The organism is Streptomyces sp. NPDC058459 (assembly GCF_042721685.1).
Taxonomy (GTDB): domain Bacteria; phylum Actinomycetota; class Actinomycetes; order Streptomycetales; family Streptomycetaceae; genus Streptomyces.
The window spans coordinates 1-12763 of record NZ_JBHXLV010000188.1; the positions used below are offsets into that span (position 1 = coordinate 1).

Annotated in this window: 13 protein-coding genes and 1 pseudogene; 13 read left to right on the forward strand and 1 reads right to left on the reverse strand. The window is 71.8% G+C overall.

Annotated features, from left to right (window positions below; genetic code table 11):
* The 4 genes and pseudogenes from ACFWN1_RS26290 to ffh form a co-directional block, all read left to right on the forward strand.
* Positions 1–397, forward strand: a pseudogene (locus ACFWN1_RS26290) (ammonia channel protein); the annotation flags it as partial.
* Positions 394–732 carry a P-II family nitrogen regulator gene (locus ACFWN1_RS26295; RefSeq protein WP_130332690.1) on the forward strand — a complete coding sequence of 113 codons (339 nt, stop codon included), beginning with the start codon at positions 394–396 and terminating at the stop codon, positions 730–732. The pseudogene ACFWN1_RS26290 and the gene ACFWN1_RS26295, both read left to right, overlap by 4 nt.
* A gap of 27 nt (positions 733–759) precedes the next feature.
* Complete coding sequence (locus tag ACFWN1_RS26300; protein ID WP_384366764.1) at positions 760–3225, forward strand: [protein-PII] uridylyltransferase; 2466 nt, start codon at positions 760–762, stop codon at positions 3223–3225.
* 219 nt (positions 3226–3444) lie between these two features.
* Complete coding sequence (ffh, locus tag ACFWN1_RS26305; RefSeq protein ID WP_384366767.1) at positions 3445–4995, forward strand: signal recognition particle protein; 1551 nt, start codon at positions 3445–3447, stop codon at positions 4993–4995.
* Positions 4996–5067: 72 nt separating this feature from the next.
* On the opposite strand, the gene ACFWN1_RS26310 is transcribed toward ffh, so the two are convergent.
* Entirely contained in the window at positions 5068–5889 is an 822-nt protein-coding gene (locus ACFWN1_RS26310) for a class I SAM-dependent methyltransferase (protein ID WP_384366771.1), read from the reverse strand.
* Between the two features lie 435 nt (positions 5890–6324).
* Between ACFWN1_RS26310 and ACFWN1_RS26315 the strand changes: the two genes are divergently transcribed.
* From ACFWN1_RS26315 to lepB (ACFWN1_RS26355), 9 genes are all read left to right on the forward strand, one after another.
* Positions 6325–6924 carry a hypothetical protein gene (locus ACFWN1_RS26315; RefSeq protein WP_384366774.1) on the forward strand — a complete coding sequence of 200 codons (600 nt, stop codon included), beginning with the start codon at positions 6325–6327 and terminating at the stop codon, positions 6922–6924.
* A gap of 279 nt (positions 6925–7203) precedes the next feature.
* Positions 7204–7623, forward strand: coding sequence for a 30S ribosomal protein S16 (gene rpsP / locus ACFWN1_RS26320; protein WP_384366777.1), 420 nt, complete (start codon positions 7204–7206; stop codon positions 7621–7623).
* Between the two features lie 5 nt (positions 7624–7628).
* Positions 7629–7868, forward strand: coding sequence for an RNA-binding protein (locus tag ACFWN1_RS26325; protein ID WP_005479813.1), 240 nt, complete (start codon positions 7629–7631; stop codon positions 7866–7868).
* An 81-nt stretch (positions 7869–7949) separates the two neighbouring features.
* Positions 7950–8531 (forward strand): ribosome maturation factor RimM, encoded by a 582-nt coding sequence (gene rimM, locus ACFWN1_RS26330; RefSeq protein ID WP_384366781.1) that lies wholly within the window; start codon positions 7950–7952, stop codon positions 8529–8531.
* Entirely contained in the window at positions 8528–9361 is an 834-nt protein-coding gene (gene trmD / locus ACFWN1_RS26335) for a tRNA (guanosine(37)-N1)-methyltransferase TrmD (RefSeq protein WP_384366784.1), read from the forward strand. The genes rimM and trmD overlap by 4 nt, the downstream gene beginning before the upstream one ends.
* A 135-nt stretch (positions 9362–9496) precedes the next feature.
* Positions 9497–9847, forward strand: a complete 351-nt coding sequence (gene rplS, locus ACFWN1_RS26340) for a 50S ribosomal protein L19 (protein WP_384366787.1) — start codon at positions 9497–9499, stop codon at positions 9845–9847.
* A 45-nt stretch (positions 9848–9892) separates the two neighbouring features.
* Positions 9893–10597, forward strand: a complete 705-nt coding sequence (gene lepB / locus ACFWN1_RS26345) for a signal peptidase I (RefSeq protein ID WP_384366790.1) — start codon at positions 9893–9895, stop codon at positions 10595–10597.
* Complete coding sequence (lepB, locus tag ACFWN1_RS26350) at positions 10590–11699, forward strand: signal peptidase I (protein WP_384366793.1); 1110 nt, start codon at positions 10590–10592, stop codon at positions 11697–11699. Before lepB (ACFWN1_RS26345) ends, lepB (ACFWN1_RS26350) begins: the two co-directional genes overlap by 8 nt.
* Entirely contained in the window at positions 11665–12570 is a 906-nt protein-coding gene (gene lepB / locus ACFWN1_RS26355; RefSeq protein WP_384366796.1) for a signal peptidase I, read from the forward strand. The genes lepB (ACFWN1_RS26350) and lepB (ACFWN1_RS26355) overlap by 35 nt, the downstream gene beginning before the upstream one ends.
* Positions 12571–12763 lie beyond the last annotated feature (193 nt).

Consider the following 12763-nt stretch of genomic DNA (forward strand, 5'->3'; position numbering starts at 1 on the left):
GTTCAGGTTCGGCTACGACGACTCCCTCGACGTCGTCGGCGTCCACATGGTCGGCGGCATCGTCGGCTCCCTGCTCATCGGCTTCTTCGCCACCGGCAAGGGCCAGTCCGCCGCGGCCGGTGTCTTCTACGGCGACCACACCTTCGACCAGCTCTGGAAGCAGTGCGCCGGCGTCTTCGCCGTCCTCGCCTACTCCCTGCTGGCCTCCGCCGTCCTCGCCTTCCTCCTCGACAAGACCATCGGCATGCGGGTCCCCGAGGACGAAGAGGTCTCCGGCATCGACCAGTCCCAGCACGCCGAGACCGCGTACGACTTCAGCGGCACCGGCGGCGGAGTCGTCGGCGGCACCACGGCCCAGGCAGCGGCCGCCCTGAAGATCAGGAAGGTGGACGCATGAGGCTCATCACGGCGGTCGTCAAGCCGCACCGGCTCGACGAGATCAAGGAAGCGCTCCAGGCGTTCGGCGTCCACGGCCTCACCGTCACCGAGGCCAGCGGCTACGGTCGCCAGCGCGGGCACACCGAGGTCTACCGGGGCGCCGAGTACACCGTCGACCTCGTCCCCAAGATCCGTATCGAGGTGCTGGCCGAGGACGAGGACGCAGAGCAGCTGATCGACGTCGTCGTCAAGGCCGCCCGGACGGGCAAGATCGGGGACGGCAAGGTCTGGTCCCTGCCGGTCGAGACCGCTGTCCGCGTCCGCACCGGCGAGCGCGGCCCGGACGCGCTCTGAAACGCAGGAAAGAACAGGAGTCGCTGGGTGAGCCGCACGGATGACCGGAAAGAAACCGACGACACGGGACCCAGCGGCTACGCGGCGGCCCGGCTGCACCTCCTCAACCAGGAGGCGTGGTCCGGGCCGCCGCGCCGTACCGCCCTCGCCCAGCTCACCGACGACTGGCTGACCGGCCTCTTCAGCGCCGCCGCCCCCGCCATCGAGGGCGTCTCCCTCGTCGCCGTCGGCGGCTACGGCCGAGGCGAACTCTCCCCCCGCAGCGACCTCGACCTGCTCCTCCTCCACGACGGCACCGACCCCGCCGCCGTCGCCGCCCTGGCCGACCGCCTCTGGTACCCCGTCTGGGACCTCGGCATCAGCCTCGACCACTCCGTACGCACCCCCGCCGAAGCCCGGAAGACCGCCGGCGAGGACCTCAAGGTCCAGCTCGGCCTGCTCGACGCCCGCCACCTCGCCGGCGACCTCGGACTCACCGCAGGACTGCGCACCGCGATCCTCGCCGACTGGCGCGACCAAGCCGCCAAACGCCTCCCCGAACTCCAGGAACTCTGCGCCGAACGCGCCGAACGCCACGGCGAACTCCGCTTCCTCCTCGAACCCGACCTCAAGGAAGCCCGCGGCGGACTCCGCGACGCCACCGCCCTGCGCGCCGTCGCCGCCTCCTGGCTCGCCGACGCACCCCGCGAGGGCCTGGCCGACGCCCGCCGCCGCCTCCTCGACGCCCGCGACGCCCTCCACCTCGTCACCGGCCGTGCCACCGACCGCCTCGCCCTCCAGGAACAGGACCAGGTCGCCGCCGGACTCGGCCTCCTCGACGCCGACACCCTCCTCCGCCAGGTCTACGAAGCCGGCCGCGTGATCTCCTACGCCGGCGACGTCACCTGGCGCGAGGTCGGCCGCGTCCTGCGCGCCCGTGCCGTACGGCCCCGGCTGCGGGCCATGCTCGGCGGCGGCAAGCCCGCCGCCGAACGCTCACCCCTCGCCGAAGGCGTCGTGGAACAGGACGGCGAGGCCGTCCTCGCCCGCACCGCCCGCCCCGAACGCGACCCCGTACTGCCCCTGCGCGCCGCGGCCGCCGCCGCCCAGGCCGCCCTCCCGCTCTCCCCGCACGCCGTACGGCGCATGGCCGCCGCCGCGCGTCCCCTGCCGACCCCCTGGCCCGCCGAGGCCCGCGAACAGCTCATCACTCTGCTCGGCTCCGGGCGCCCCACCGTCGACGTATGGGAAGCCCTGGAGGCCGAGGGCCTGATCAGCCGGCTGCTCCCGGACTGGGAACGCGTCCGCTGCCGCCCCCAGCGCAACGCCGTCCACCTCTGGACCGTCGACCGGCACCTCATCGAGACCGCCGTCCGCGCCTCCGCCCTCACCCGCCGCGTCGGCCGCCCCGACCTCCTCCTCGTCGCCGCCCTCCTGCACGACATCGGCAAGGGCTGGCCCGGCGACCACTCCGAGGCCGGCGAGATCATCGCCCGTGACGTCGCCGCCCGCCTCGGCTTCGACCGCGCCGACGTCACCGTCATCTCCACCCTCGTCCGGCACCACCTGCTGCTGGTCGAGACCGCCACCCGCCGCGACCTCGACGACCCCGCCACCGTCCGCGCGGTCGCCGACGCCGTCGGCGGCCAGAGCACCCTGGAACTGCTGCACGCTCTCACCGAGGCCGACGCCCTCGCCACCGGCCCGGCCGCCTGGTCCACCTGGCGCGGCTCCCTCGTCACCGACCTCGTCCGCCGCGTCGCCGCCCTCCTCGCCGGTGAACACCCCGACACCGAACCCGAGACCACCGCCCCCACCGCCGAACAGGAACGCCTCGCCATCGAGGCCCACCGCACCGGCGGCCCCGTCCTCGCCCTGCGCACCCGGACCGAACCCGCCCCGCCCGACGCGGACCCCGCCGAGACGAGCGAACCGCTCGGTGTCGAACTGGTCATCGCCGTACCCGACCAGCCCGGCGTCCTGCCCGCCCTCGCCGGGGTCCTCGCCCTGCACCGGCTCACCGTCCGCACCGCCGGCCTCCGCACCCTGCGGCTGCCCAACGACGTCGACGCTTCCGACGCCGGCTCCGTCCTGCTGCTCGACTGGCGGGTCGCCGCCGAGTACGGCTCCCTCCCGCAGGCCACCCGTCTGCGCGCCGACCTCGTCCGCGCACTCGACGGCACCCTGGACATCACCGCCCGCCTCGCCGAACGCGACGCCGCCTACCCCCGCCGCCGCGGCCGCGCCGCCCCGCCCCCACGCGTCACCGTCGCCCCCGCCGCCTCCCACCACGCCACCGTCATCGAGGTCCGCGCCCAGGACGCGCCCGGTCTGCTGTTCCGCATCGGCGCGGCCCTGGAGAAGGCGGCGGTACGGGTGCGGAGCATGCATGTCAGCACGCTGGGCGCGAACGCCGTCGATGCCTTCTACGTCACCGGCGGCACGGGCGCGCCCCTGCCCCCTGAGGACGCGGCGGCCACGGCACGGGCGCTGGAGGAGACACTGCGGGCGTGACCTGCGGGTCGCCCTGTTCGTTCATCGGATGTGTCGTTGCCGGCGCGGGGGTGATCGGGTCGCGCTGAGCCGGTCGGAGGGCGTGTCCCGGTGGTCCACGCCGACGTGGCGTCCTCCACGCTCGTCGGCGTCCGCACCGGCGAGGGACGATTCGCTCGCGGAGCCCGATACTCTGGAGGGCGATCCACCATGCCCCCTACCTGAGGACCGACGAGCGCCGTGTTCGATACCCTCTCCGACCGCTTGGCGAATACCTTCAAGACCCTGCGGGGCAAAGGTCGGCTGACCGAGGCGGATGTCGACGCCACGGCCCGCGAGATCCGCATCGCGCTCCTCGAGGCCGACGTCGCGCTTCCTGTCGTCCGCTCTTTCATCAAGAACGTGAAGGAGAGGTCGCTCGGCGCCGAGGTCTCCCGGGCCCTCAACCCCGCCCAGCAGGTGCTCAAGATCGTCAACGACGAGCTGGTCACCATCCTCGGCGGCGAGACCCGCCGTCTCCGCTTCGCCAAGCAGCCCCCCACCGTGATCATGCTGGCCGGTCTCCAGGGTGCCGGTAAGACCACGCTCGCGGGCAAGCTCGGCCGCTGGCTGAAGGAGCAGGGCCACTCGCCGCTGCTCGTCGCCTGCGACCTCCAGCGCCCCAACGCCGTCAACCAGCTCAGCGTCGTCGCCGAGCGCGCCGGTGTCGCGGTGTACGCCCCCGAGCCGGGCAACGGTGTCGGCGACCCGGTCGAGGTCGCCAGGGACTCCATCGAGTTCGCCAAGGCCAAGGTCCACGACATCGTGATCGTGGACACCGCCGGCCGCCTGGGCATCGACCAGGAGATGATGCGGCAGGCCGCCGACATCCGGGACGCCGTCAGCCCCGACGAGATCCTCTTCGTCGTCGACGCCATGATCGGCCAGGACGCCGTCAACACCGCCGAGGCGTTCCGCGACGGCGTCGGCTTCGACGGCGTGGTGCTCTCCAAGCTCGACGGTGACGCCCGCGGTGGTGCCGCCCTGTCGATCCGGCAGATCACCGGCAAGCCGATCATGTTCGCCTCCAACGGCGAGAAGCTGGACGAGTTCGACGCGTTCCACCCCGACCGGATGGCCTCCCGCATCCTCGACATGGGTGACCTGCTCACCCTGATCGAGCAGGCGGAGAAGACGTTCAGTCAGGAAGAGGCCGAGAAGATGGCCTCGAAGCTGGCGTCGAAGAAGGGCCAGGACTTCACCCTGGACGACTTCCTGTCCCAGATGGAGCAGGTCAGGAAGATGGGCAGCATCAGCAAGCTGCTCGGCATGCTCCCGGGCATGGGTCAGATCAAGGACCAGATCAACAACATCGACGAGCGGGACGTGGACCGCACGGCCGCGATCATCAAGTCGATGACCCCGGCCGAGCGTACCGACCCGAACATCATCAACGGCTCCCGCCGGGCCCGTATCGCCAAGGGTTCCGGTGTCGAGGTCAGCGCGGTGAAGAGCCTGGTGGAGCGGTTCTTCGAGGCGCGCAAGATGATGTCCCGCATGGCCCAGGGCGGCGGCATGCCGGGCATGCCCGGGATTCCGGGCATGGGAGGCGGCCCCGGCCGCACCAAGAAGCAGCCGAGGAAGGCCAAGGGCAAGCAGCGTTCGGGCAACCCGATGAAGCGTCAGCAGCAGGAGCTGGAGGCGGCCCAGCGCCGCGAGGCCGCCGCGCAGGGCGGCAACGCGCTCGGCCTGCCTCAGCAGGGCAGCCAGGACTTCGAACTCCCCGACGAGTTCAAGAAGTTCATGGGCTGACGCCGGTCCCGCGCACGTGCCAAGGGCGCCCCTTCTCCGTGAGGGGGCGCCCTCGCGCGTCGGGGGTGCCCCCTAGGGCACGCGGGCGATCAGGTAGCGGAAGACGTTCGGCATCCATACCGTGCCGTCGGGGCGCCGGTAGGGGTGCAGGGACTCGGTGAGGTCCTTGCCGACCTGCTTGCGGTCCGTGGCCGCGATCGCCGTGTCGAACAGTCCGGTCGACACCAGCCCGCGTACCGCGCTGTCGCTGTCGGCGTAGCCGAACGGGCAGGCCACCCGGCCGGAGCCGTCCGGCTTCAGCCCGGCGCGCAGCGCGACCTCCTCCAGGTCGTCGCGCCGGGGCGGACGCCAGCCGCGCCGCGGTGCGGCGAGCCTGGCGGCCGCCCTGAGCACGGTGGAGGTGGCGCACCGTTCCGGCGGCCCCCAGCCGGCCAGCACCACCGCGGCCCCGCGCGCGGCCTGCGGCAGCGCGGCGCCGAGAGCGTCGCCCAGGACGCCGGAGTCATCGAGGGGGCCGGCCGTCTCGTAGGCGGTGACGAGGGTGTACGGGGGTGTGCCGGGGCCTGCCGCGCCGGCGGGGGAGTCCGCCCGGAGGAGCCGGGCCTGCGGGGCCAGACGTGCGCGGGCGAGGGCGAGGTGTTCGGGGCGGGAGTCGACGCCGGTGACGGTCGCGCCCCTGGCGGCCGCCAGCAGCAGGGCGAGCCCGGAGCCGCAGCAGAGGCCCAGCAGGCGGGTGCCCGGTCCCACTTCGAGGCGCTCGTGGACGGTCTCGTGGAGCGGGAGAAGCATCCGCTCCTGGATCTCCGACCAGTCGCGCGCGCGTTTGCGGGGGTTCACGCGGGGTGGTGCGGAACCCGCGTGGGCCAGGTGCTCCCGCACGAGCGCAGGTGTCATAGGTAGCGCCCCAATCCGCCGGCTGTCCGTCGCCGTGCCCGGTGTGTGGCCCCCGTGTGCCGTGCGTGCGCACTTTCCACGTATGCCAGGTAACTCCCGGCCCGCCGAGTCGTCCAGTGGTCGTGGGGCCCGGCTTGTCCCCGGATGGCGCGTGTGGCTCGAATTCACGCCCCCGCAACGCGGGCGTGTACCACCGGGTGCCGGGGCGTCCGGACGTACCGGGTAACGTGCGGGTCCGGTGGTGGCGGCGGACACGTGGACGCCGGGAGCCGTATGCGGTGCTACGCACCGGCTTGGGGGGAGCTGCGAGGCTTCTCCGTGAAACGGCGGACCCGCCCTCGTCAGGACGCATCGGCGACAACTGACGGGTAGGTGCAAATTATTTGAGATGCCCCGGAATAGGAACACAGCGGCACCCCCGCTCGTTGTCATTACGTGAGCACGACACAGACACCACCTGTCCTCGCCGCGGAGCTGGCACAGGCGTGGGCCGACATTCAGCGGTACCACCCCGAGCTGCCCGACCTCGCCGCACCGGAATCCCTGATCGGGGAGTCGTCGTCCGCGTGCGGACGCGAACTCTCCTTCGAACGCCTGCTGCACGAGGCGGTGCACGGCATCGCCGCTGCCCGAGGGGTGCGCGACACCTCCCGGGCCGGCCGCTACCACAACCGCCGTTTCCTCGCCGTGGCCGAGGAGCTGGGCCTCGACCATCCCGATGAGCCGCATCCGAGCAGCGGTTTCTCCCTGGTCACGCTCAACCCCGAGGCCAAGCGGCGCTACCGCCCTACCATCGACCGCCTCCAGCGCGCGCTGAAGGCGCACACGGTGGCCACCTCCGCCGACACCTCACGCACCTTCCGGGGTCCGGCCGCGCGGCACGGCTCCTCCGGAGGCGGTGTCCGGGTCAAGGCGGTCTGCGACTGCGGCCGCAACGTCCGGGTGGTCCCCTCGGTGCTGGCGCAGGCGCCGATCATGTGCGGCGGCTGCGGCAAACCGTTCCGCATCCCGGAGGCCGTGGCGGCGGCGAGCTGACGACGCGGCTGCTCGTGGCAGCCGTGATCAGCTCCCGTTTCGCCCTGCGGGCGGCCGTGTCGGGGGTGCGGCGCCGGGTGTTCCACAGGCATGGTCAAGATCGCCCACCCCGGCCCGGACGGCCCTGCCGGGTGTGGCACAATGGCTAGCCGTACTCGACAGTCGCACAGGACCCCTCTCTCCTCCGGCTGACGCGTCCATCGGGCACTCGGGTACCGCAACCCCACGCGGCAGCTCCGCCGTGCCCAACACACGTCAAAACCAGGAGAACTCACTCCCGTGGCAGTCAAGATCAAGCTGAAGCGTCTGGGCAAGATCCGTTCGCCTCACTACCGCATCGTCGTCGCCGACTCCCGTACCCGCCGTGACGGCCGGGCCATCGAGGAGATCGGCAAGTACCACCCGACCTACAACCCGTCGGTCATCGAGGTGGACGCCGAGCGCGCCGCCTACTGGCTGGGTGTCGGCGCGCAGCCGACCGAGCCGGTGCTCGCCATTCTGAAGAAGACCGGCGACTGGCAGAAGTTCAAGGGTGAGCCGGCTCCCGCGCCGCTGCTCGTCGCCGAGCCGAAGCCGGCCCGTCCGTCGTTCGAGGCGCTCGGTGGCGACACCGAGGGCAAGGGTGAGGCCATCACCCAGAAGAAGAAGGCTGAGAAGAAGGACGAGGCCGCTGCCGAGTCCGAGTCGACCGAGGCCTGAGCAGCATGCTCGAAGAGGCGCTTGAGCACCTCGTGAAGGGCATCGTCGACAACCCCGACGATGTGCAGGTCGCCTCGCGCGATCTGCGCCGCGGGCGCGTGCTGGAGGTCCGGGTGCACCCCGACGACCTCGGTAAGGTGATCGGCCGCAACGGCCGCACCGCGCGTGCTCTGCGTACCGTCGTGGGCGCCATCGGCGGCCGCGGTGTCCGTGTCGACCTCGTCGACGTGGACCACGTCCGCTGACGCTTCATAGCAACCGGTTCGGGCCGGGGAGGGCCACTGGGCCGTCCCCGGCCCGAGTCGTATGACAGGAGATCTGTACTCGTGCAGCTGGTAGTCGCACGGATCGGCCGTGCTCATGGCATCAAGGGCGAGGTCACCGTCGAGGTGCGCACCGACGAGCCGGAGTCGCGGCTCGCCCCGGGCGCGGTCCTTACCACCGACCCGGCCTCCACCGGGCCGCTCACCATCGCCACCGGCCGCGTCCACAGCGGCCGTCTCCTCCTGCGCTTCGAGGGCTTCGGCGACCGCACCGCCGCCGAGACGCTGCGCAACACGCTGCTGATCGCCGACGTCGACCCGGAGGAGGCGCCGGACGACGAGGACGAGTACTACGACCATCAGCTGATCGACCTCGACGTGGTCACCGAGGACGGCACGGAGATCGGCCGGATCACCGAGATCTCCCATCTGCCCTCCCAGGACCTCTTCATCGTGGAGCGTCCCGACGGCAGCGAGGTGCTCATCCCGTTCGTGGAGGAGATCGTCAGCGAGATCGACCTGGCGGAGCAGAAGGCGGTCATCACCCCGCCGCCCGGCCTGATCGACGACCGCGCAGAGATCGCCTCGGCCCGGGACGAGGCTCCGGCGCTGGACGAGGCTCCGGTACAGGACGACGACGCATGAGGCTCGACGTCGTCACCATCTTCCCCGAGTACCTGGAACCGCTGAACGTCTCCCTCGTCGGCAAGGCCCGCGCCAGCGGCCGGCTCGACGTGAACGTCCACGACCTGCGCTCCTGGACCTACGACCGGCACAACACGGTCGACGACACCCCCTACGGCGGCGGCCCCGGCATGGTCATGAAGACCGGGCCCTGGGGCGACGCCCTGGACACGGTCCTTGCCGACGGCTACGAGTCGGGCGCGCACAGCCCGGCCCTGATCGTGCCGACCCCCAGCGGCCGCCCCTTCACCCAGGAACTCGCCGTCGAGCTGTCGACGCGCCCCTGGCTGGTCTTCACCCCGGCCCGCTACGAGGGCATCGACCGCCGGGTCACGGACGAGTACGCGACCCGGATGCCGGTCTACGAGGTGTCCATCGGGGACTATGTCCTCGCGGGCGGTGAGGCAGCCGTCCTGGTCGTCACCGAGGCCGTGGCCCGGCTGCTGCCCGGCGTGCTGGGAAACGCCGAGTCGCACCGGGACGACTCCTTCGCCCCCGGCGCGATGGCCAGCCTCCTGGAGGGCCCCGTCTACACCAAGCCCCCCGAGTGGCGGGGCCGGGACATCCCGGACGTGCTGCTCAGCGGCCACCACGGGAAGATCGCCCGCTGGCGGCGGGACGAGGCGATGCGCCGGACCACCGCCAACCGGCCCGACCTGATCGAGCGCTGCGACCCCGCCACCCTCGACAGGAAGGACCGGGAGATGCTCTCCATTCTGGGCTGGGCCCCGGACCCGGAGGGCCACCCGGTCGGGCGATTTTGGCGCAGGACCGACGGCATGGAACAATAGGCCGCTGTTGTGCGCCCGTCCGGCGTGCGCCCCTGCCACAGGGGGACACGACGCCCGTTCCGACCCGCACGGCCGACCTCTTCGAACATCTAGTTCCGTTGATGACCTGTGGCATCGGCGAAGAAAGCAGACGAAATGTCCCACCTGCTCGACACCGTCGACTCCGCGTCGCTGCGCACCGACATCCCGGCCTTCCGCCCGGGTGACACCGTCAACGTGCACGTCCGCGTCATCGAGGGCAACCGCTCGCGTGTGCAGCAGTTCAAGGGCGTCGTGATCCGCCGCCAGGGTTCGGGCGTCCGCGAGACCTTCTCGGTCCGCAAGGTCTCGTTCTCCGTCGGCGTCGAGCGCACCTTCCCCGTGCACACCCCGATCGTCGAGAAGATCGAGCTCGTCACCCGTGGTGACGTGCGCCGTGCCAAGCTGTACTACCTCCGTGAGCTGCGCGGCAAGGCCGCGAAGATCAAGGAGAAGCGCGACAACTGAGCGCCTTCCCGGAGTCCTGGCGGGGCCGGATAGCATCTGGCCCCGATGGACACCGAAGCTCAGCCCACGGAACGCGACCGCTCCCGCCCACCCGGAACCCCGGGTGCGCGGGACCTGTCGCGTTTCGCGTTGGTGGCCCGGCTCGCCGACCGGCTGCCGGGCGGCCGGTTCACCCTGGTCCTCTTCACCTGCCTGGCCTTCGTGCTCTTCCTGAACGCCTTCGTGGTGCGGCCGTTCGAGATTCCGAGCGGTTCCATGGAGCGCGGATTGAGGGTCGGGGACCGCGTGCTCGTAAACAAGTTGGCGTACCGTTTCGGTGCCCGGCCGGAGCGCGGTGACGTGGTGGTGTTCGACGGGACCGGGTACTTCGGGCACGCGGACTACGTCAAGCGCGTTGTAGGGGTGGGAGGCGACCATGTGGTCTGCTGCGGCAGGGACGAGAGGAAGGCAAGGATCGAGGTGAACGGCCGCCCGGTCGACGAGACGGCTTTCCTCTATCCGGGGGACAGCGCGTCCGCCGTGCCCTTCGACGTGGTGGTGCCCGAGGGCCGTCTCTTCCTGCTCGGCGATCACCGGGCCCGCTCCAGTGACTCCCGTGACCATCTCGGCTCGCCCGGCGGCGGCATGGTCCCGGTCTTCGACGTGGTGGGCCGCGCCGACTGGATCGTCTGGCCGTACGGCCACTGGACGCGCGTCGAGCGCCCCGCCGCGTACGCGCGCGTGCCTGCCGCGGAGGCCGCGCATGGGTAACCGGGCGAGGCCGCGCGGGGTCACCGGCGCGGCCGCCGACAATCCGCTGCCCACCGGCGCCCGCCGGACCTCCCGGCCGAGCGCCGGCCGTTCGCGGGCGGAGCGGCGCAAGCTCCAGCGCCGGGTGAAGCGCAAGCGCAGACGTTCGGCGGTGCGGGAGATCCCGCTGCTGCTCGGGGTCGCCGTGCTGATCGCGCTGGTGCTGAAGACGTTCCTGGTGCAGGCGTTCGTGATCCCGTCCGGCTCGATGGAGCAGACGATCCGGATCGGGGACCGGGTGCTGGTCGACAAGTTCACCCCCTGGTTCGGCTCCAGGCCGACGCGCGGGGACGTGGTGGTGTTCCACGATCCGGGCGGCTGGCTGTCCGGCGAGGAGACGCCGAAGAAGAACGACCCCGTAGGCGTGAAGCAGGTGAAGGCGGGGCTGACCTTCATCGGCCTGCTCCCCTCGGACAACGAGAAGGACCTGATCAAGCGGGTCATCGGGGTCGGCGGCGACCGGGTGAAGTGCTGCGACCCCGAGGGCCGGGTCATGGTCAACGGCGTCCCGCTCACCGAGGGCGCCTACATCTACCCCGGCAACGCCCCCTCCGCGACCTCCTTCGACATCACGGTGCCCGAAGGCCGCCTGTGGGTGATGGGCGACCACCGGGGAAACTCCGCCGACTCCCGCTTCCACCAGAACCTCCCCTACGGCGGCACCGTCTCCGAGGAGTCGGTCGTCGGCCGGGCGATGTTCATCGGCTGGCCCTTCGCGCACTGGACGCGTCTGGAGGAACCTAAAACCTTCGCAAGCGTCACCGACGCGGCGCCCGGGGCGAGTGCGGCCGGTGCCCCGTCGCATAGGGTTGCCTCCGGCGATCCGAACGGACTGACCCAGCTCCCGACCCCTGCGGAACTCCCGCTCGTTATGGGAGTGGTGGGCCTGCACCGTGCATGGGGCAGGCAGCGGCAGAGAGTAAGGAGTTGGCGTGGGGGATGTGGCGGTTGGCGCACGGTCGGGGCACGACGGCGAGGAGCACCGCGGGCACCCCGTGGGGTCCGACGCCTCGGCCCCGGACGGCGCCGTGAACTCCGGGAACGGCTTCGCGGCGGCCGGTGACGGCACGCCCCCCGGCCGGCCCCCGCGGACGGACGAAGGCAGCGGCGGCAACGGTGACGCGGCACGGCAGCCGGCGAAGCAGCGCTCCTTCTGGAAGGAACTGCCGATCCTGGTCGGTATCGCGCTGGTGCTGGCCCTGCTGATCAAGACGTTCCTGGTGCAGGCGTTCTCGATCCCCTCCGACTCGATGCAGAACACCCTCCAGCAGGGTGACCGCGTCCTGGTCGACAAGCTCACCCCGTGGTTCGGCTCCAAGCCCGAGCGCGGCGAGGTCGTCGTCTTCCACGACCCGGCCCAGTGGCTGGCGGGCGAGCCGACGCCTGAGCAGAACGCGGTGCAGAAGGGCCTGAGCTGGATCGGTCTGATGCCGTCGGCCGAGGAGAAGGACCTGATCAAGCGGGTGATCGGGGTCGGCGGCGACACGGTCGAGTGCGAGGGCGCCGGCCCGCTGAAGGTCAACGGCAAGGCGCTGACCGAGCCGTACGTCTACCCCGGCAACACGCCGTGCAGCGTGGACGACCAGGGCGGGCAGTTCAAGGTGAAGGTGCCCGAGGGCCGCATCTGGGTGATGGGCGACCACCGGCAGAACTCGCGGGACTCGCGCTACAACCAGACCGACGAGAACCACGGCATGGTGCCGGTCGAGGACGTGGTCGGACGGGCGATCGTGAAGGCGTGGCCCGTCAACCGCTGGGGCACCCTGCCGATCCCGGACACCTTCGACCAGCCCGGCCTGGACAAGAAGGGCTCCGCCGCCGCACCGCTGCCGTACGCGCCCGGTGCCGCGTCTGTCGCGCTGGTGCTGCCGGTGGCCGTGTGGCGTCGCCGCAGGGCCGCCCGCCCCGCCGCCGAGGCCGCGCGCGAGGAGTGAGCCGACGGGGCCGCGCGGGTGTGGTCCAGGGGCACTGCCGAGGGCGGTGTCTCCCGGAGAACCGGTGAAGAACCCGGGACCCGGAGGCCACGGCCGCGGGGGGGTGGGGGCCGGGGGGGTTGCAAGTGGGGATGGTGGGAGGGCGGGGGGCCCCGGGGGGGGGGGGCGGGGGTGGGTGCCGGGGGTGCCGAGG